The sequence below is a fragment of the Staphylococcus sp. FSL W8-1268 genome (genome assembly GCF_038003965.1).
Taxonomy (GTDB): Bacteria; Bacillota; Bacilli; order Staphylococcales; family Staphylococcaceae; genus Staphylococcus; species Staphylococcus hominis.
The window spans coordinates 1,350,829-1,372,123 of the sequence record NZ_JBBOQE010000001.1 but is presented as its reverse complement, the minus strand read 5'-3'; the positions used below and the strand labels follow the sequence as shown (position 1 = coordinate 1,372,123).

The window sequence follows — 21,295 nt, the reverse complement described above, 5'->3', positions numbered from 1 at the left end:
ATTTGATTAAGATTAAAACGTTTGTTATTATATTAAAGTGGTTTACCGAAAAATTAATTAATTATTTTTATAATTAATTGTGTATTTTTCATTTTGAAAAAATTTAATATTACGATGAAGGGAGTTATATTAGTTATGAATTCTTCTTCTGAATCAAGTAAGAAAGGAAAGAAATTTTCGCCGGTATTTATTTATAGTGCGATTATCGTAGCGATTATTGTATTAATTGGGGCAATTGTACCGGAACAATTCGATTCAATTACTAGTTCAATAAGTGGATGGATTACTGATAAACTTGGTTGGTATTATTTAATACTTACAACTATTATTGTTTTCTTCTGTGTCTTTTTAATTTTCAGTCCAATTGGGAAATTAAAACTTGGCAAACCTGATGATAAACCAGAGTTTAATACGATTTCATGGTTTGCCATGCTATTTAGTGCAGGTATGGGTATTGGTTTAGTATTCTATGGTGCAGCAGAACCTATGTCACACTTCGCAGCACCACCAACTGCTAGTCCAAAAACGACAGAAGCCTTTACTGAATCACTTCGTTCTACTTTCTTCCATTGGGGATTTCATGCTTGGGCAGTTTATGGTGTCGTAGCTCTTGCCTTAGCATACGCTCAATTTAGAAAAGACGAACCAGGACTTATTTCTAGAACATTACGCCCATTGCTTGGAGATAAAGTAGAAGGACCTATTGGTACGATTATTGATGTACTTTCAGTATTCGCTACAGTAGTAGGGGTAGCTGTATCATTAGGTATGGGTGCATTACAAATTAACGGTGGTTTAAATTACTTATTTGGCGTCCCAAATAATGTATGGGTTCAATCACTTATTATTGTTGTTGTTACAATTTTATTTATTATTAGTGCTTGGTCTGGTCTAAGTAAAGGAATTCAATATTTAAGTAATGCCAATATTGGTTTAGGTACAATATTAATGATTGTTGCTTTAATTGTTGGACCGACTGTATTAATTTTGAACATGTTTACAAGTTCAATTGGTAGTTTGTTCAATACATTCTTATTCAACAGTTTTGATACAGCAGCATTAAATTCTCAAAAAAGAGAATGGATGTCTTCTTGGACACTATATTATTGGGGCTGGTGGTTAAGCTGGAGCCCATTCGTAGGTGTATTTATTGCGCGTGTGTCTAAAGGACGTTCAATTCGTGAATTTATTTCAGGTGTATTACTTGTTCCAGCTCTAATAAGTTTCTTATGGTTCAGTGTATTTGGCGTATTAGGTATTGAAATGGGTAAAAAACATTCTGAGCTATTCAAGATGTCAGCAGAAACACAACTCTTTGGCGTATTTAATCATTTACCTTTAGGAATGGTTTTATCACTTGTTGCACTTGTATTAATCGGTTCATTCTTTATTACATCAGCCGATTCAGCAACATTTGTATTAGGTATGCAAACAACATATGGCTCATTAGAACCATCTAACGTGGTAAAAGTAACATGGGGTATTGCACAATCTCTTATTGCCTTCATCTTACTCTTAGCAGGTGGTGGAGATGGCGCAGAAGCATTAGGCGCACTACAAAGTGCTGCAATTATTAGTGCATTACCATTCTCCTTTGTGGTCATACTAATGATGATTAGTTTCTATAAAGATGCTAACCAAGAACGCAAATTCTTAGGATTAACATTACAGCCTAATAAACATAGACTAAAAGAATATATTGAATATCAACAAAAAGACTATGAATCTGATATATTAGAAAAACGTCAAAATCGACGTAATGCAGAGAAAGCAGAACAATAATTAAAAAAAACGCCTAAGACAACTTATTTGTCTTAGGCGTTTTTTAATATGGTTAGATCGAAATATAAAGATTTTCAAAAGAAAATCCACATCCAATATATGTTGATATTGGAGCCAAAAATTCAAAATGAATTTCTATTCTACTTTCCTTTTTATTTCATTTAGCTTATTGAAAAAAATTCTCATTTAATAAAAAATACTTATAGTTTAAATGTACTATGATAAGTATTTCTTATATTAACTGATTATAAAACCAAAATTCAAATCACTCAAATTCTAGTGATATATAGTTGTTTTAAAAAACATATAATTATACAATTTAATTAAAGGAGTATAATTATGAATGTTTAATATTCAAGGGGGATAATCAAATGGCTTCTAACATTAAAGAACAAGCAAAAAAATCATTTGAAGTTCGAGGTAAATCATATACATATTATGATTTAAAAAGTCTTGAAGAACAAGGTTTAACTAAAATTAGTAAGTTACCTTATTCTATTCGTGTTCTACTAGAATCAGTATTAAGACAAGAAGATGACTTTGTTATTACAGATGATCATATTAAAGCATTAGCCCATTTTGGTAAAGAAGGTAATGAAGGAGAAGTACCTTTCAAACCTTCTCGCGTAATCTTACAAGATTTTACAGGGGTGCCTGCGGTTGTCGACTTAGCTTCATTACGTAAAGCTATGAATGATGTAGGTGGAGATATTAATAAAATTAATCCAGAAGTACCGGTTGATTTAGTCATCGATCACTCTGTACAAGTAGATAGCTATGCAAACCCACGTGCGTTAGAACGCAATATGAAATTAGAATTTGAAAGAAACTATGAACGTTATCAATTTTTAAACTGGGCTACAAAAGCATTTAATAATTATAATGCTGTACCGCCTGCAACAGGTATCGTACACCAAGTTAACTTAGAATATTTAGCTAAGGTAGTTCATGTAAGAGACGTGGACGGTGAACAAACTGCTTTCCCAGATACACTTGTTGGTACAGATTCACATACTACTATGATAAATGGTATTGGTGTATTAGGCTGGGGTGTTGGTGGTATTGAAGCTGAAGCAGGTATGCTTGGTCAACCATCATATTTCCCAATTCCTGAAGTGATTGGAGTACGCTTAACTAATTCATTACCTCAAGGATCAACTGCCACTGACTTAGCATTACGAGTAACTCAAGAGCTACGTAAAAAAGGTGTAGTTGGTAAATTTATAGAATTCTTCGGTCCTGGTGTTGCCGATTTACCATTAGCTGATCGAGCGACTATTGCTAACATGGCGCCTGAATATGGTGCAACATGTGGTTTCTTCCCAGTTGATGAAGAGTCACTTAAATATATGAAATTAACTGGCCGCTCTGAAGAGCATGTTGAGTTAGTTAAAGCTTATTTACAACAAAACAATATGTTCTTTACATCAGATAAGGAAGATCCACAATATACAGATGTAATTCATTTAGATTTATCGACAGTTGAAGCTTCACTATCTGGTCCTAAACGTCCTCAAGATTTAATTTTCTTAAGTGATATGAAAAAAGAATTCGAAAAATCTGTAACAGCTCCTGCTGGAAATCAAGGTCATGGTTTGGATCAAAGCGAATTTGATAAATCAGCCCATATTCAATTTAACGATGGCTCTGAAACAACTATGAAAACAGGAGACATTGCAATTGCAGCGATTACTTCATGTACAAACACATCAAATCCTTACGTTATGTTAGGTGCTGGTTTAGTTGCGAAAAAAGCAGTTGAAAAAGGATTAAAAGTGCCTGAATATGTTAAAACATCATTAGCACCAGGTTCAAAAGTAGTGACAGGTTACTTACGTGATTCGGGATTACAAAAATATCTTGATGATTTAGGATTTAATCTAGTAGGTTATGGATGTACAACTTGTATTGGTAACTCTGGACCGCTATTGCCAGAAATTGAAAAAGCTATTGCTAAAGAAGATTTATTAGTTACTTCTGTATTATCTGGTAACCGTAACTTTGAAGGTCGAATTCATCCATTAGTAAAAGCGAACTATCTTGCTTCACCTCAATTAGTCGTTGCGTATGCTTTAGCTGGTACAGTTGATATTGATTTACAAAATGAACCACTTGGTAAAGCTAAAGATGGTCAAGATGTATACTTAAATGATATTTGGCCTTCAATTAAAGAAGTTGCTGATACAGTAGATAGTGTTGTAACACCTGAATTATTTAAAGAAGAATATAAAAATGTATACAACAATAATGAAATGTGGAATGAGATTGATGTTACTGACTCTCCATTATATGACTTCGATCCTAATTCAACATATATTCAAAATCCAACATTCTTCCAAGGTTTATCAAAAAAACCAGGTACCATTGAACCATTAAAAGATTTACGTGTAATGGGTAAATTTGGTGACTCAGTTACAACTGACCACATTTCTCCAGCAGGTGCTATTGGTAAAGATACACCAGCAGGTAAATACTTATTAAATCATGACGTACCTATTCGTGATTTTAACTCATATGGTTCTCGTCGTGGTAACCATGAAGTTATGGTGCGTGGTACATTTGCGAATATTAGAATTAAAAACCAATTAGCACCAGGTACAGAAGGTGGCTTTACAACATATTGGCCAACTGATGAAATTATGCCAATTTATGATGCTGCAATGAAATATAAAGAAGATGGCACTGGCTTAGCAGTATTAGCAGGCAACGATTATGGTATGGGATCTTCACGTGACTGGGCTGCTAAAGGTACTAATTTATTAGGCGTTAAAACTGTAATAGCACAAAGTTATGAACGTATTCACCGTTCTAACTTAGTTATGATGGGTGTATTACCATTACAATTTAAAGATGGAGAATCAGCTGATTCACTTGGTCTAAATGGTAGAGAAGAGATTTCTGTAGATATTAACGAAGATGTACAACCACATGATATTATTAAAGTTCATGCAAAAAAAGAAAGTGGAGAAGTGGTTGATTTTGATGTCATTGTTCGTTTCGATTCACAAGTTGAAATCGACTATTATCGTCACGGTGGCATTCTACAAATGGTATTAAGAAATAAACTTGCTCAATAATACAATTATTCGAAAAAATATTTAAAATTTGAATGTATTTTGAATCCTTAGATGGCAATCTCATCTAAGGATTTTTTCTTCATTTGTGTCATTGAGCTATTTCAATAGTAGAAGTAGTAAATGGGGAATTCTATAGCAAGTAACTTTTTTATGTTAATATTGAAAGTGAACTTAATTGGAAAGAGGTACATAAATATGATTTATAGTATGACTGAAATTGAAGCGAGATACCAAGAGACAGATAAAATGGGAGTAATTTATCATGGGAATTATGCTACATGGTTTGAAGTTGCTCGTACTGATTATATTCGTAAATTAGGTTTTAGTTATGCAGATATGGAAAAAGAAGGAATTATCTCACCCGTCGTGGATTTACAAGTTCAATATAAGAAATCCATTTTTTATCCTGAAAAAGTTAAAGTGAAAACATGGGTAGAACATTATTCAAGATTGCGTTCAACGTACTGTTATGAAGTATATAATGAAAAAGGTGAATTAGCTACTACAGGGTCCACGCAGCTATTATGTATTAAAGCAAGTGATTTCAGACCAATTCGTTTAGATCGTTATTTTCCAGAATGGCATCAGGTATATAGTAAAGTCGAAGCATTGAATAACGAAGGTAAGGAATTAGAAATCACACAACGCAGCGATTTGAATATATAAATATAAGACCATAAATATCTGTAAATATTAGATACTTATGGTCTTTTTTTAATTAGTTGTAGAATAAACAATTTCGTCTTCATGGTCTACTTTTTCAACTAGAACTTCATGATCTTCAAAATACCATAAGTCATCTTCTGAAACTACAATAATTAAATCATTATAGTTTTCATGATAACCTATCTCAACGTCATTGCTCGGTTCCACACGAAATGCTGGGCTAAAACCTTGTTTAAGTTGAAATTCTCCACCATACCTCACATAAAATTGTAAGACTTTATTCTCTTCAGGTAAATCTAATTCATTTTTAAACCATTCAACTGCTTCATCAGTCAATTTGATTTTCATTATATGACCCATCCTTTATATTAATTATTATTATATTTATAATGTAATAATTGCTTGAACTAAAACATATTGTTCTCACTATTAAACATGAACTGCTTATCATATTTAATTAATAGAACTAAATCCCGAATCTTCACATTTGGTGCAAGAAACATCCATTTTACATCCATTTGATTTTTGGCTCTTCACCTTTAAAAATTCTAACAATATTAGAACGGTGTCTAAAAATTAAAATGATTGATACAAAAGCACTCATTCCAAATAATATGTAATCATGAATAACTAATGAACCTATCACACAGCTGATTGCCGCAATAATACTAGATAATGACACATACTTTGTTAAATATAAAATTCCAAAGAATATGACTGCTAAGATTAAAAGTAAGATTGGATTAACTCCTAACACAACTCCGGCACTTGTGGCTACAGCTTTACCCCCTTTAAATTTAAGATAAATAGGGTAAACATGACCAATTATTGCAAAAATACCGACAATTAATCCATGTGTGAAGAATGTACTAATTGGTCCATGCGCATGCACTGGGAGCCATAATGGGAAAAATACAGTAATGAATCCTTTAAATATATCTAAAAAAGTAACGATAAATCCAGCTGGTTTTCCTAAAACTCTAAAACTATTTGTGGCACCGGTATTACCGCTTCCAAATTCTCTAATATCTTTTTTAAAAAAAACTTTTCCTATAACATAACCATTTGGAATAGCTCCAATGAGATAGCTTAAAATCAACATGAGAACTATCATCATCATTTGTTTACACATCCCTTATATAATGTAGGTATATTTTATCACAAAGTATTCCTGACAACGATTAAAAATTGAAAAAACGTCTTATATATTAAGTTAAATACGTATCTTATATAACTCATACTTGCATTTTAATGCGTTTTATATAAGAATAACTATTGTAAAGTTAAAAAAACGAACGTACGTTTGTAGGAGGCGAACGCATTGGCAACAAAAATGACAAATCATTATTCAGATGATTCGATTCAAGTATTAGAAGGACTTGAAGCAGTTAGAAAACGTCCAGGAATGTATATTGGGTCGACTGATAAACGTGGATTACACCATTTAGTATATGAAATTGTCGATAACTCCGTCGATGAAGTTTTAAATGGTTATGGTAATGAAATTGATGTAACAATCAATAAAGATAATAGTATTTCAGTGGAAGATAATGGAAGAGGTATGCCAACTGGTATGCATGCATCTGGTAAACCTACTGTCGAAGTTATTTTTACTGTGTTACATGCTGGAGGTAAGTTTGGACAAGGTGGATATAAAACTTCTGGAGGACTTCATGGTGTTGGTGCTTCCGTAGTTAATGCTTTAAGTGAATGGCTAGAAGTTGAAATTCATCGAGATGGACAAATTTATAAGCAATCTTTTAAAGATGGCGGTATTCCAACCTCTGGTTTAGTGAAAGCAGGAAAAACTAAGAAAACAGGTACAAAAGTCACATTTAAACCAGATTCAAGTATTTTTAAGACAACAACGTCATTTAATTTTGATACATTAAGTGAGCGCTTACAAGAATCTGCATTCTTATTAAAAAACTTAAAAATTACATTGAAAGATTTACGTGATGGAAAAGAACGGGAAGATGTTTATCATTACGAAGAAGGTATTAAAGAATTTGTAAGTTATATCAATGAAGGTAAAGAAGTATTGCATGATGTTACAACGTTTACAGGTGCTGCAAATGGAATCGAAGTAGATGTTGCTTTTCAATATAATGATCAATATTCTGAAAGTATATTAAGTTTTGTTAATAATGTACGTACAAAAGACGGCGGAACTCATGAAGTAGGATTTAAAACAGCAATGACACGCGTATTTAATGACTATGCACGTCGTATCAATGAACTTAAAGATAAAGATAAAAACTTAGATGGTAATGATATTAGAGAAGGGTTAACAGCAGTGATTTCTGTACGTATTCCAGAAGAATTACTGCAATTTGAGGGACAAACTAAATCTAAGCTTGGTACATCTGAAGCGCGTAGTGCAGTAGATTCTGTTGTTTCTGAAAAATTACCTTATTACTTAGAGGAAAAAGGGCAATTATCTAAATCACTTGTGAAGAAAGCTATTAAAGCGCAACAGGCAAGAGAAGCGGCTCGTAAGGCACGGGAAGATGCACGTTCTGGTAAGAAAAACAAACGTAAAGATACATTATTATCAGGAAAGTTAACGCCTGCTCAAAGTAAGAATACTGAGAAAAATGAATTATATCTTGTCGAAGGTGATTCAGCAGGGGGATCAGCTAAACTTGGGAGAGACAGAAAATTCCAGGCTATTTTACCTTTACGAGGTAAAGTGATTAATACTGAAAAAGCAAAACTTGAAGATATTTTCAAAAATGAAGAAATCAATACAATTATTCATACCATTGGTGCTGGTGTTGGTAATGATTTTAAATTAGAAGATAGTAATTATAATAGAGTTATTATTATGACTGACGCTGATACAGATGGCGCCCATATTCAAGTGTTATTATTAACATTTTTCTTCAAATATATGAGACCTCTTGTTCAAGCAGGTCGTGTTTTTATTGCATTACCTCCGTTATATAAATTAGAAAAAGGTAAAGGGAAATCTAAAAAAGTAGAATATGCTTGGACAGATGATGAATTGGAAAAACTTCAAAAACAATTAGGTAAAGGTTTTATTTTACAACGCTATAAAGGTTTAGGTGAAATGAATCCTGAACAATTGTGGGAAACTACAATGAATCCTGAGACAAGAACGTTGATTAGAGTTCAAATCGATGATGAAGTACGTTCTTCTAAACGTGTAACAACATTAATGGGAGATAAAGTTGCACCAAGACGTGAATGGATTGAAAATCATGTTGAATTTGGCATGCAAGAAGATCAAAGTATTTTAGATAATACAGAAGTTCAAATACTAGATACTGAAGAAGATGATGAGGAGGAAGTCAATTGAGTGAGATAATTCAAGACCTATCACTTGAAGATGTTATTGGCGATCGCTTTGGAAGATATAGTAAATATATTATTCAAGAACGTGCGTTACCAGATGTGCGTGATGGTTTAAAACCTGTACAACGTAGAATTTTATTTGCTATGTATAGCAGTGGCAATACGTATGATAAAAATTTCCGTAAAAGTGCGAAAACAGTTGGGGATGTTATTGGTCAATATCATCCACATGGTGATTCTTCAGTTTATGATGCAATGGTACGTTTAAGCCAAGATTGGAAGTTGCGTCATGTATTAATCGAAATGCATGGAAATAATGGTAGTATTGATAATGATCCACCTGCTGCGATGCGTTATACAGAAGCGAAATTAAGTCAACTTTCTGAAGAGTTGGTTCGTGACATTAATAAAGAAACAGTGTCCTTTGTACCAAACTATGATGACACAACACTTGAACCTATGGTGTTACCAGCAAGATTTCCCAATTTACTAGTAAACGGTTCGACTGGTATTTCGGCAGGATATGCTACTGATATTCCTCCACATAATTTAGGTGAAGTAATTCAAGCAACATTAAAATACATTGATCATCCTAATATTTCAGTAAATCAATTAATGAAATATATCAAAGGTCCTGATTTTCCAACAGGCGGTATTATTCAAGGTATTGATGGTATTAAGAAAGCTTATGAAACAGGAAAAGGAAAAATTGTTGTTCGTTCAAAAGTAGAGGAAGAAGCGTTAAGAAATGGACGTAAACAATTAATTGTGACAGAAATTCCTTATGAAGTGAATAAAAGTTCACTTGTGAAACGTATTGATGAGCTTCGTGCTGATAAAAAAGTAGATGGTATTATTGAAGTACGTGATGAAACAGATCGTACAGGTTTAAGAATTGCTATTGAATTAAAAAAAGATGTTAATTCAGAGTCTATTAAAAACTATTTATATAAAAACTCTGATTTACAAATTACTTATAATTTCAATATGGTCGCTATTAGTGATGGACGTCCAAAATTAATGGGTCTACGTGAAATTATTGACAGCTATTTAAACCATCAAATTGAAGTTGTAGCTAATCGTACCACATATGACTTAAATCATGCTGAAAAGCGTATGCATATTGTAGAAGGTCTTATGAAAGCTTTATCTATATTAGATGAAGTGATCGCGCTAATTCGTCATTCTAAAAATAAAAAAGATGCAAAAGATAATTTAGTAAAAGAATTTGACTTTACTGAAGCACAAGCAGAAGCCATTGTAATGCTTCAATTATATCGTTTAACTAATACTGATATTGTTGCACTTGAAGAAGAACATGAAGAATTACAAACATTAATAGAAGAGTACCGAAATATTCTTGATAATCATGACGCATTATTAAATGTTATTAAAAAAGAGCTTACAGAGATTCGAAAACGTTTTAAAACATCACGTTTATCTTCAATTGAAGCGGAAATATCAGAAATTAAAATTGATAAAGAAGTTATTGTACCAAGTGAAGAAGTTGTTTTAAGTATGACTAGACATGGATATATAAAACGTACGTCTACACGTAGCTTTAATGCAAGTGGTGTGACAGAAGTAGGTTTAAAAGAGGGAGATAGTTTACTCAAATACCAAACTGTAAATACTCAAGATACAGCTTTAGTATTTACGAATAAAGGAAGATATCTCTTTATTCCAATTCATAAAATTGCAGATGTGCGATGGAAAGAGTTAGGTCAGCATGTATCGCAAATTGTGTCTTTAGAAGAAAACGAGAGAATTATAGATGTATTTAACGAAAAAACATTTGATGGTAAAGCTTTTTATATTATTGCAACTCGTAATGGTATGATTAAAAAAAGTAATCAATCATTATTTAAAACCACGCGATTTAATAAGCCACTCATTGCAACAAAGTTAAAAAATGAAGATGAAGTGGTAAATGTACTTCGCATAACTCAAGAACAAATGATTACTGTTATTACACATAAAGGCATGTCATTAACGTATTCTACAGAAGAACTTTCAGATACAGGATTAAGAGCGGCTGGTGTGAAATCTATCAATTTAAAAGATGAAGATTACGTTATTATGACTGATACTGTTGATAAGAATAATTCAATCATTATGACTACGCAAAGAGGAGCAATAAAACGTATTGCTAAAGATATATTACAAGATGCCAAACGCGCACAAAGAGGTATTACACTTTTAAAAGAATTGAAAAAAAATCCTCATCGTATTGTAGCTGCACATGTTGTCAGAGATGAAACATACTATACACTTTATTCAGATAAACATGCTGAAACAGGTGAAATTTCTCGTATTCATCTTTCTGAACAATATACAAATGGTTCATTTGTGGTTGATACAAATGAATTTGGAAATGTAAAATCAATGATAATAAATTAATATGATTTTAAAATTTTTGTTTTCAAGTAATTCATAAGATGATAAAATTAATTTAATATTTAATTATTTATAACTCACAAGAGATTTATATTGTTGGTAAGTATATCAAAGTGATTACATGAGAAATATGTACATTTTGATCTTTAATACTACAATATAAATCTCTTGTAATGTATATCATAACAATAATTTTGATGAGAGGGATTTAATTGAGAGATTTTGATAGTTTAATACCTGATTGGTTTAAATCCGTCGTCCAAGTTGGAAATGATTTAATCTGGTCACAGTATTTAATAGGTTTACTATTGACAGTAGGTATCTTCTTTACTATTAGTTCTAAATTTGTTCAGCTACGAATGCTACCTGAAATGTTTAAGGCATTAGTCGAAAAACCAGAAACTCTGAAAAATGGAGAGAAAGGTATTTCACCTTTTCAAGCATTTGCTATTAGTGCAGGTTCTCGTGTTGGAACAGGAAATATTGCTGGTGTAGCAACAGCGATTGTGTTAGGTGGCCCTGGGGCAGTTTTTTGGATGTGGATTATCGCATTTATCGGAGCTGCGAGTGCATTTATAGAAGCAACACTTGCACAAGTTTACAAAGTTCATGATAAAGATGGTGGCTTCCGAGGAGGTCCAGCTTATTACATAACCAAAGGTTTAAATCAAAAATGGCTTGGTATTACATTTGCTGTGTTAATTACTGTTACATTTGCATTTGTATTTAACACAGTTCAATCGAATACTATTGCTGAATCTTTAAGAACCCAATATCATATTAGTCCAGTCATTACTGGTATTATTTTGGCTGTCATTACAGCAATCATTATCTTCGGCGGTGTACGTAGTATTGCAACGTTATCATCTTTAATTGTTCCAATAATGGCTATCGTTTATGTTGGTATTGTTTTAGTTATCTTACTAATGAATTTTGATCAAATTATTCCAATGATTGGTACAATTATTAAAAGTGCATTCGGAATGGAACAAGTCGCAGGTGGCGCAGTAGGTACAGCGATTTTACAAGGTGTAAAACGTGGCTTATTCTCTAACGAAGCAGGTATGGGTTCAGCCCCCAATGCGGCTGCTACTGCTGCTGTACCACATCCAGTAAAACAGGGATTACTTCAATCTTTAGGTGTCTTCTTCGATACAATGCTTGTTTGTACAGCAACAGCTATTATGATTTTACTTTACTCAGGCTTAAAATTTGGTGAAAAAGCGCCACAAGGTGTAGAAGTTACACAATCTGCATTGAATGAACATCTTGGTTCTCCGGGCGGTATTTTCTTAACTGTCGCGATTACTCTATTTGCATTTTCTTCTGTAGTTGGTAATTACTATTACGGACAATCTAATATAGAATTTCTATCTAAAAACAAAGCAATTTTATTTATTTTTAGATGCTTAGTTGTTGTATTAGTATTTACAGGAGCAGTTGTTAAAACTGAAACCGTATGGAGTACAGCGGACTTATTTATGGGATTAATGGCCATTGTAAACCTTGTTTCCATTATAGGTCTTTCAAATATTGCATTTGCTGTTATGAAAGATTACATTCAACAAAAACGTGCTGGTTTAAAACCTGTATTTAAACCAGAAAACCTTGAGATTAATTTATTTGGTATTGAATCTTGGGGACGTGAAGATAAAATATCTAAAAAACATTAATAATTTAAATCAACACTTCTTTTCTCCATCTTTTAGAGTAATGCGAGAAAGAAGTGTTTTTTAAAAGGACGACTTTTCAAATATAATGTTTAACTATATAATTTTAATAGTAAAAAAAGGATGATAATGATGAGTAAATATCATATTTCAAAAATTTTAAATAATAACGTCATCATATGCATCAATAGTAATCAAGAAGTTATTTTAATTGGTAAAGGTATTGGTTTTAATAAAAAGCCTGGAATGGTCGTAGATGATAATGCTTCTATTGAGAAAGTGTATAAATTAGATCAAAAACAACAACAAGAGTATTACAAATCTCTAGTTGAAATAGCTGATGAAGAGGTCTTACAAGCAATTATTGAATCAGTTAACTATATTACAAGTACAATCTATATGAACGATGATAAACAACTAGTTATTGCCTTAACCGATCATATTATTTTTGCATATAAACGCTTAAAACAAAATCAAATAATTAGTAATCCCTTTGCAATGGAAACTAAACATTTATATAGTGAGGCGTATGATATTGCCACACAAGTTATACAGAGATTAAATGAAAAATTAGATGTCACATTTCCTGAGGATGAAATAGGTTTTATAGCATTGCATATTGCGTCAAATAAAGAAGATTTACCTATGAGTGAAATATCTTTAATTAATAAAATGATAAGTAAATGTGTATTAATTATCGAAAATGATATAGGGTATCCTGTAAATCCTCGAACGGTCCAATATCAACGATTTATTAGACATATTCAATTTCTAATTCGTCGTTTAAATAAAAAGGAATATGTTCATGCACAAGATGAATTTATCAATATGGTCAAAACATATTACCCTAATTGTTACAGTACAGCATATAAGATTTCTAAAGTTATTCAAAAAAATCTAGATATTGATGTAGATGATTCAGAAATTGTTTATTTAGCTTTGCATATTTATCATTTTCAATCTCAAAATAACACACAAAATGAATAAGCTACATGGTATGATATAATATAGATTATTTTATTTTAGATTAAAAGGTACGGTGAAAATGATATGTCAATGGACCACAATAAAGTTGAAGGAAAGAAAGCTAATAAGCTAAGCTTTTCTGAAACACGCTTTATGAAGTTTCTAGGTGGTAAAGATTTATTATTTGCGCTAGTTTCATTAGTATTACTTGGTATTACTATATTCATCTTTGACAAAATTTCTTATGTTTTTCAGCCTTTTGTCATTATCTTTAATACTATTGCAGCGCCAATTATTTTATCGCTTATTTTGTATTATTTGTTAAATCCAGTGATTAATTTGATGGAACGGTATAATATTCCAAGATTATTAGCAATTACAATAGTCTTTCTAGTGATTATTGGAGGAGCAACATTAATTATCGATTTATTAATTCCTGTGATTGGTGATCAAATTAAACAACTTGCAAATAACTTCCCAAAATATATTGAAAAATTTAATAGAGCTATTGATAAAGTGACACATATGTCTATTTTATCTTCATTTTATAATCAAATTCAGGACTGGCTTGATTCTACTTCTAAAAAGCTTCCATCGTTAACGTCAGATTATTTTAGTGGATTTGGAACTAAAATTAGAACATTTGCAGAAGCTGTTGTGAATGTTGGTGTTGTGATTGCGACTACTCCATTTGTATTATTCTTTATGTTGAAAGATGGAACTAAATTTAGAGATTATACAACTAAAATTGTGCCGCCTAAATTTAGAAAAGACTATCATGATTTATTAGAAAAAATGAGTGTACAGGTCGGCTCATATATTCAAGGCCAAATTATCGTATCATTTTGTATTGGTATTTTATTGTTTATTGGTTATTCTATTATTGGTTTAGATTATGGATTAGTTCTAGCTTCAATTGCTGCAGTAACGAGCGTAGTCCCATACTTAGGACCAACAATTGCAATTTCTCCGGCAATTATTATTGCGATTATTACTTCACCATTTATGTTATTAAAATTGATTATTGTGTGGACGTTGGTTCAATTTATTGAAGGTCATTTTATTTCTCCTAATATTATGGGAAAAACGTTAAAAATTCATCCTCTAACAATTATCTTTATTTTATTAAGTGCGGGTAATTTGTTAGGTATTGTAGGAGTTATTTTAGGTATTCCTGGCTACGCTATTTTAAAAGTATTAGTTTCTCATATCTTCTTATTATTTAAACGTCGTTACAATAAATACTATGGTGACGATGCAGGTCAATATGAGATTAAAAAAGAAGAACATAAAAATTACACAGAAGCAGAATAAATCACTATATTAAAAAGCCTGAGACATAATGAGTTGTCTCAGGCTTTTTAATATAGTGATAGTCATCGTTGCTAGAGTGGAACAATGAATTCTCTTCCACTCCTTTTTATCTTACAATTATGTTAGTTCAATAGTCTAAAGATATATGCCTAGAATATGATATGATATATTTTGTATTAATATAATGTAAAGGATAATAATGAATAATGACTGAAAAACATAAAAATAGATTGATATCTATATTAAAAGTGGTATTTGCTGTCACACTTTTTATTGTAGTAGTTGCTACTTTATATCATGAATTGTCACATATTAACTTCAAACAAACATTAGAAGCATTTAGTAAAATCAATCGATGGTTTTTAATTGGTTTATTTATATGTGGTGGCGCATCAATGCTACTTTTAAGTTTATATGATGTCATTCTTGTTAAAACTTTAAAGTTGAGTATACCACTGAACAAAGTATTTCGTTTGAGTTATATTATTAATGCATTTAATGCTATTGTTGGATTTGGTGGATTTATAGGCGCAGGATTTAGAACATTTATTTATAAAAATTATACTTCTGATAGAAAAAGATTACTTCACGCTATTTCAATCATATTAGTTTCAATGTTAACTGGTTTAAGCTTCTTATCTATTTTAGTCGTACTTCATATTTTCGATGCTTCTCATATTCTTGATAAAGTACGTTTTGTAAAATGGGTATTGTACGTAGTCGCTTTATTTTTACCTATTTTTATAGTGTATACAGTCGTTAAACCGGTTACTGAACATAATAAATTGGTAGGAATATATTGCACGCTTGTTTCAAGTATTGAATGGATAGCCGCTGCTGTTGTACTTTACTTGTCGGCATGGATTATTGATATTCATGTAGCTTTTACAACATTACTTGGTATTTTTATTATTGCTGCATTATCTGGACTAATTAGTTTTATTCCAGGTGGATTTGGAGCATTTGATTTAGTTGTTTTATTAGGACTAAAATCCTTAGATATTCCTGAAGAAAAAATATTGATTGCCTTACTGTTATATCGTTTTGCTTATTATTTTGTACCTGTTATTATTGCTTTAATTCTATCTACGTTTGAATTTGGCAATTCTGCGCGTAAGTACTTTGAAGAGTCTAAATATTTTGTACCCGCTAAAGATATTACCTCATTCATACTGTCTTATCAAAAAGATATTATTTCAAAAATCCCAGCATTTGCTTTATCTATTCTCGCACTATTAACAAGTTTTATTTTCTTTATTAATAATGTGACGATTGTGTATGATGGATTATATGATGCAGATCATTTTATTTACTATATCATGTTGTCTATTCATACAAGTGCATGTTTAATATTACTTGTTAATGTAAGGGGAATATATAAGCAAAGTAAGAGAGCAATTATTTATTCAATGATTTCACTTGTTTTAATATTTCTTGCAACGTTATATACGTATGCTTCTATCATGTTACTTACATGGCTCATCATTATTTTTATCTTACTTATTTTAGCTTATCGACGTGCGAAAGTATTTAAACGTCCATTTAGATTAAAAAACTTAATATTTACCTTAGTCATTAGTGTGATTGTTTTATATATTAATCATTTCATTATTTCTGAAACCTTATATGCTTTAGATTTATATCACTTGGAAATGGATACGTCATTATTAAAATACTATTTCTGGTTAACTGTGGTAGTTGTTATATTATTAATTGTTGGTATTGCATGGTTATTTGGTCGTCGCTTTGAACGCCCACATCAATTCCAAGAATTTTCTCAATGTAAATCAATTATAGAAACATATGGAGGGAATTATTTAAGTCATTTGATATATAGTGGTGATAAAGATGTATTTATGCATGACAGTGAACAAGCCTTTCTTATGTATAGATATAAATCAAATGCGCTGGTCGTATTGGGAGATCCAATTGGAAATACAGCATCATTCCAATCATTGTTGGATGATTTCTATAGTTATGCTGAAAAGTTAGGTTATGATGTCATTTTCTATCAAGTATCTGATCGTTTTATGCCGTTGTATCATAATTTTGGAAATCAATTTTTTAAATTAGGCGAAGAGGCTATTATTGATTTAACACAATTTACTACTTCTGGAAAAAAACGACGTGGTTTTAGAGCAACACTGAATAAATTTAATGATTTAAATATTAAATTTGAAATTATAGAACCACCATTTTCTAAAGCGTTTATAGAAGAGCTTAGAAAAGTAAGTGATAAGTGGCTCGATGGACGTACTGAAATGCATTTTTCTGTTGGTCAATTTACAGAACAGTACTTAGATAAAGCGCCAATTGGAATTATGAAAAATGAAGAAGGTAAGATTATTGCTTTTTGTACATTAATGCCAACATACTATAACGAAGCAATTTCAGTAGATTTAATTCGTTGGTTACCTGAATTAGATTTACCTCTAATGGATGGATTATATCTACATATGTTATTATGGGGTAAAGAAAAAGGGTATAAAGCTTTTAACATGGGTATGGCTACCTTATCAAATGTAGGTCAACTCGATTATTCTTATTTACGAGAACGTATTGCGGGACGTGTGTTTGAACATTTTAATGGTTTATATCGTTTTCAGGGGTTACGAAGATATAAGGAAAAATATAGTCCTCAGTGGGAACCGCGATTTTTGGTATATAGAAAAGATAGTTCTCTATGGTACAGTATGTTAAAAGTAATGCGAGTGATTAGACATAAATAAAAAAGATATCCGAAATTGTTTTCGGATATCTTTTTTATTATGAGTTAGAACGAGGATCATAATTTGCGCGATCTCGCTGTTCTTGTGCGTAACGTTCAGGATTTTTTTTATAGAAATTTTGATGATATTCTTCTGCTTTATAAAAATTTGAAGCGGGAAGAACCTTAGTAGCAATGGCTTTATCAGAATGCATCGTTTGTTCTAAATCTTTGATATAATTAATCGCAACTTTTCTTTGATCATCATTTGTATAAAAAATAGCTGTTTGATACTGTGACCCTCTATCTTGAAATTGACCGCCAGCATCTAATGGATCAATGACTGAAAAAAATATTTCTAATAATTTATGATAAGAAAATAAAGCAACATCATACTCTATTTTAACAGTTTCATAGTGTCCAGTAGTTCCGCTTTTTACTTGTTCATAGGTTGGATTTTTAACTGATCCCCCCATAAAACCTGATGTTACTGATTCAATACCTTCAAATTGATCAAACGGTTTTGTCATACACCAGAAACAGCCTCCTGCAAAGTATGCTGTATTAATATTCATTTATGCCATCCTTTCCTAACACCTTTGTAATATTTATTGAAAACACTTGATTTTTTAAGGTATTTTATATAACTTATTTATATATTATAGTATATCCGAATATTATTTTGAAGATTTTAAAGAGTGTAAGGTAGGTAAATATGACAGAAGAGAAGGATAATACAATATTAAGACGGCAATCGGGGACAACGATACCTTCTAAACGACGCAAGAAGAAAAAACTTCGAAAATTACCTTTTGTAATACTGATTATTGTAGTTTTACTTATTGTAATGATTACGTATGTCGTTCATGGATATCAAAGTGGGATGAAATATGCACAAGAACATGCAAAAGATATTAAAATTCATAAATTTAATGGAGCCGTTAAAAATGACGGGAAAATCACAATATTAATGCTCGGTGCTGACCAAGCTAATGGTGGAAAATCAAGAACTGACTCTATTATGGTTGTACAGTATGACTATATTAAGAAAAAAATGAAAATGATGTCAATTATGCGTGATATTTATGCTGAAATTCCTGGTTATGACAAATATAAAATTAACGCTGCATACTCACTTGGTGGACCAGAGTTATTGAGACAAACATTAAATAAAAATTTAGGTATTAATCCTGAATACTATGCAGTCATTGATTTCACTGGCTTTGAAAAAATGATTGATGAATTAGAAGCTAATGGTGTGCCAATTGATGTTGAAAAAGATATGTCAGAAAATATTGGGGTTTCATTGAAAAAAGGACATCATCGATTAAACGGTAAAGAATTATTAGGTTATGCTAGATTTAGACATGACCCAGAGGGGGACTTTGGACGCGTGAGACGTCAACAACAAGTTATGCAAACACTTAAGAAAGAATTAATTACCCCAAGTACAATCGTGAAATTACCTAAAGTAGCGGGTATATTGAGAGGATATATTAATACAGATATGCCAAACTCAGCTATTTTCCAAACAGGACTAAGTTTTGGAATACGAGGCGATAAAAATGTGGAAACACTAACTGTACCGTTAAAAAATTCTTATCAAAATATTAATACTAATAACGATGGTAGTGCATTAGATATTGATAAAGAGAAAAATAAAAAAGCAATAGAGTCATTTTTAAAAGATAATAAATAAGCAGGCCACTTTGGCCTGCTTATTTATTATCTCTTTAACTACAATAATATTATTATGTAAACTTTAAAGATTATAATATTATTGTTCTGATTTTCTCACGCCACCTACACCGTAGTGATTTTTCTTCATTTCATCAATAACTACATGGATTGCTTCTCTATTTGCGCCTGTTGTTTTCTCCACTGCATTTGTAACCTCAGTGACTAAGTTTTTTAATTGCTCATCTGAGCGTCCTTCTAATAATTTTACATTTACAATCGGCATGATGTTTTCCTCCTTATATAATTATGTGCTTAGTATATCATTTTTAAAAAATGAACTTCAAGATATTTAAACAGAACATTTGTTCTTTTTAATATTGTAAGGGAACAAATGTTCTTATATAATTGAATTATCTAAGGAGGGGATTGATATGTATGATTATAATTTACTTGAAGATAGAGACATACTATGTGTAGATCAGAAAAGTTTTTATGCTAGTGTGTCTTGTATTGAAAAAGGGTTAGATCCTTTAACGACAAAATTAGCAGTGGTTGCTGACACTAAGCGACAAGGATCTGTTGTTTTGGCAGCAACACCTAAATTAAAAGAACTTGGCATTAAAACTGGATCTAGATTATTTGAAATTCCACAGCGTAATGATATTTATATTATTAATCCAAGTATGAGAAGATATCTAGAAATATCTTTAGAAATTTCTAAAATTGCTCTTAAATATGTTCCAAGGGAAGATTTACATCAGTATAGTATTGATGAATTTTTTATGGATGTAACAAATAGCTATCATCTTTTTAATACTACAGTATATTCTTTTGCTAAGTGTTTCCAAAAAGAAGTATTAGATAAGACAGGAATATACTGTACGATAGGTATTGGCTCTAACTTGTTACTTAGTAAAGTAGCTATGGATATCGAAGCTAAACACATAAAAGAAGGTATTACTGAGTGGCGGTATCATGACATACCCGATAAATTATGGCGTATTTCACCATTGAAATCATTTTGGGGAATTAATAAAAAAACAGAAATAAAGTTAAATAAAAAAGGAATTATTACAATAGGTGATTTAGCACATTATCCTCATAGATATTTGAAGAAAGACTTTGGTATATTAGGCACTGATATGCATTTACATGCTAACGGTATAGATCAAAGTAAAATAAGAGAAAAAAGTAAAATTAATAATCCAGCTATATGTAAAAGCCAAATTTTGATGAGAGACTATCAATTTAAAGAAACAAAAATTGTTATGCAAGAGTTGATTGAAGATGTTACTTGTAGATTAAGAGAAAGAAAGCAATTAGCACGTACTATACATTTTTCATTTGGATATACTGAAGGTGGAGGAATACATAAACAACACACTTTAACTGATGCTACAAATCTAGAACAAGATATATTTAAAGTCGTTAATGATTATGCGAATCAGTTGTGTGATAAACACGCTTTGTATCGTACGTTAAGTGTTTCACTAACACAGTTCATTCATGAAGAAAATCGACAATTAAATTTATTTGTAAATGAATATAAAAGACAAAGAGATGAAAATTTAGCTAAAACGATTGATACGTTACAAAGAAAATATGGCAAAGGCATCGTTTCAAAAGCAATTTCTTATACTGCATCTGGAACAAAACATAACAGATTAGGATTGATGGCAGGTCATAAGATGTAAATAAATGGAAGTAGGTCAAAACTC

15 protein-coding genes are annotated in these 21,295 nt (G+C 31.3%); 11 read left to right on the top strand and 4 right to left on the bottom strand.

The annotated features are described in order from the left end of the window. Positions 1-135: 135 nt before the first annotated feature. The 3 genes from NST64_RS06990 (at position 136) to menI (ending at position 5,525) form a co-directional block, all read left to right on the top strand. A complete protein-coding gene (locus tag NST64_RS06990) occupies positions 136-1,782 on the top strand; it encodes a glycine betaine uptake BCCT transporter (protein WP_049417569.1) in 1,647 nt (548 codons plus the stop codon). 371 nt (positions 1,783-2,153) lie between these two features. Further along, positions 2,154-4,859 carry an aconitate hydratase AcnA gene (acnA, locus tag NST64_RS06985; RefSeq protein WP_049417572.1) on the top strand — a complete coding sequence of 902 codons (2,706 nt, stop codon included), beginning with the start codon at positions 2,154-2,156 and terminating at the stop codon, positions 4,857-4,859. A gap of 195 nt (positions 4,860-5,054) precedes the next feature. Continuing rightward, a complete protein-coding gene (gene menI, locus NST64_RS06980) occupies positions 5,055-5,525 on the top strand; it encodes a 1,4-dihydroxy-2-naphthoyl-CoA hydrolase MenI (RefSeq protein WP_002449842.1) in 471 nt (156 codons plus the stop codon). 48 nt (positions 5,526-5,573) lie between these two features. On the opposite strand, the gene NST64_RS06975 is transcribed toward menI, so the two are convergent. Beyond that, complete coding sequence (locus tag NST64_RS06975) at positions 5,574-5,873, bottom strand: HesB/YadR/YfhF family protein (RefSeq protein ID WP_002449780.1); 300 nt, start codon at positions 5,871-5,873, stop codon at positions 5,574-5,576. 160 nt (positions 5,874-6,033) lie between these two features. Then, positions 6,034-6,642 carry a glycerol-3-phosphate 1-O-acyltransferase PlsY gene (plsY, locus tag NST64_RS06970; protein WP_002455372.1) on the bottom strand — a complete coding sequence of 203 codons (609 nt, stop codon included), beginning with the start codon at positions 6,640-6,642 and terminating at the stop codon, positions 6,034-6,036. Between the two features lie 216 nt (positions 6,643-6,858). Here plsY and parE point away from each other — a divergent pair, with 216 nt between their 5' ends. The 6 genes from parE (at position 6,859) to mprF (ending at position 17,919) form a co-directional block, all read left to right on the top strand. Further along, positions 6,859-8,847, top strand: a complete 1,989-nt coding sequence (gene parE / locus NST64_RS06965) for a DNA topoisomerase IV subunit B (protein ID WP_049417617.1) — start codon at positions 6,859-6,861, stop codon at positions 8,845-8,847. Continuing rightward, a complete protein-coding gene (gene parC, locus NST64_RS06960; protein WP_049417575.1) occupies positions 8,844-11,243 on the top strand; it encodes a DNA topoisomerase IV subunit A in 2,400 nt (799 codons plus the stop codon). The genes parE and parC overlap by 4 nt, the downstream gene beginning before the upstream one ends. A gap of 209 nt (positions 11,244-11,452) precedes the next feature. After that, positions 11,453-12,913: an alanine/glycine:cation symporter family protein gene (locus NST64_RS06955; protein ID WP_002449891.1), complete on the top strand. Its 1,461-nt coding sequence runs from the start codon at positions 11,453-11,455 to the stop codon at positions 12,911-12,913. A gap of 129 nt (positions 12,914-13,042) precedes the next feature. Further along, complete coding sequence (gene glcT, locus NST64_RS06950) at positions 13,043-13,897, top strand: glucose PTS transporter transcription antiterminator GlcT (RefSeq protein WP_002455369.1); 855 nt, start codon at positions 13,043-13,045, stop codon at positions 13,895-13,897. Between the two features lie 63 nt (positions 13,898-13,960). Continuing rightward, the gene (locus NST64_RS06945; RefSeq protein ID WP_049417579.1) at positions 13,961-15,190 is read left to right on the top strand and encodes an AI-2E family transporter; all 1,230 of its coding nucleotides are present in this window, start codon (positions 13,961-13,963) and stop codon (positions 15,188-15,190) included. Positions 15,191-15,396: 206 nt separating this feature from the next. Then, on the top strand, positions 15,397-17,919 hold the full coding sequence (mprF, locus tag NST64_RS06940) for a bifunctional lysylphosphatidylglycerol flippase/synthetase MprF (protein ID WP_049417581.1): 2,523 nt from the start codon (positions 15,397-15,399) through the stop codon (positions 17,917-17,919). A gap of 37 nt (positions 17,920-17,956) precedes the next feature. Here the strand turns inward: mprF and msrA are convergent, their stop codons facing one another. After that, positions 17,957-18,472 carry a peptide-methionine (S)-S-oxide reductase MsrA gene (gene msrA / locus NST64_RS06935; protein WP_002449832.1) on the bottom strand — a complete coding sequence of 172 codons (516 nt, stop codon included), beginning with the start codon at positions 18,470-18,472 and terminating at the stop codon, positions 17,957-17,959. A gap of 140 nt (positions 18,473-18,612) precedes the next feature. Between msrA and NST64_RS06930 the strand changes: the two genes are divergently transcribed. Next, complete coding sequence (locus NST64_RS06930) at positions 18,613-19,596, top strand: LCP family protein (protein ID WP_107632377.1); 984 nt, start codon at positions 18,613-18,615, stop codon at positions 19,594-19,596. A gap of 78 nt (positions 19,597-19,674) precedes the next feature. Here the strand turns inward: NST64_RS06930 and NST64_RS06925 are convergent, their stop codons facing one another. Continuing rightward, entirely contained in the window at positions 19,675-19,860 is a 186-nt protein-coding gene (locus tag NST64_RS06925) for a 2-hydroxymuconate tautomerase (protein ID WP_002449790.1), read from the bottom strand. A 148-nt stretch (positions 19,861-20,008) separates the two neighbouring features. Here NST64_RS06925 and NST64_RS06920 point away from each other — a divergent pair, with 148 nt between their 5' ends. Next, a complete protein-coding gene (locus NST64_RS06920; protein WP_002455367.1) occupies positions 20,009-21,271 on the top strand; it encodes a Y-family DNA polymerase in 1,263 nt (420 codons plus the stop codon). Positions 21,272-21,295 lie beyond the last annotated feature (24 nt).

Bases quoted from the DNA above. Each gene is read 5' to 3' on its own strand.
- NST64_RS06975 (WP_002449780.1), bottom strand. From the start codon at position 5,873: ATGAAAATCAAATTGACTGATGAAGCAGTTGAATGGTTTAAAAATGAA.
- NST64_RS06930 (WP_107632377.1), top strand. From the start codon at position 18,613: ATGACAGAAGAGAAGGATAATACAATATTAAGACGGCAATCGGGGACA.
- NST64_RS06990 (WP_049417569.1), top strand. From the start codon at position 136: ATGAATTCTTCTTCTGAATCAAGTAAGAAAGGAAAGAAATTTTCGCCG.
- NST64_RS06945 (WP_049417579.1), top strand. From the start codon at position 13,961: ATGTCAATGGACCACAATAAAGTTGAAGGAAAGAAAGCTAATAAGCTA.
- msrA (WP_002449832.1), bottom strand. From the start codon at position 18,472: ATGAATATTAATACAGCATACTTTGCAGGAGGCTGTTTCTGGTGTATG.
- menI (WP_002449842.1), top strand. From the start codon at position 5,055: ATGATTTATAGTATGACTGAAATTGAAGCGAGATACCAAGAGACAGAT.
- mprF (WP_049417581.1), top strand. From the start codon at position 15,397: ATGACTGAAAAACATAAAAATAGATTGATATCTATATTAAAAGTGGTA.
- NST64_RS06920 (WP_002455367.1), top strand. From the start codon at position 20,009: ATGTATGATTATAATTTACTTGAAGATAGAGACATACTATGTGTAGAT.
- parE (WP_049417617.1), top strand. From the start codon at position 6,859: ATGACAAATCATTATTCAGATGATTCGATTCAAGTATTAGAAGGACTT.
- glcT (WP_002455369.1), top strand. From the start codon at position 13,043: ATGAGTAAATATCATATTTCAAAAATTTTAAATAATAACGTCATCATA.
- NST64_RS06925 (WP_002449790.1), bottom strand. From the start codon at position 19,860: ATGCCGATTGTAAATGTAAAATTATTAGAAGGACGCTCAGATGAGCAA.
- acnA (WP_049417572.1), top strand. From the start codon at position 2,154: ATGGCTTCTAACATTAAAGAACAAGCAAAAAAATCATTTGAAGTTCGA.
- plsY (WP_002455372.1), bottom strand. From the start codon at position 6,642: ATGATGATAGTTCTCATGTTGATTTTAAGCTATCTCATTGGAGCTATT.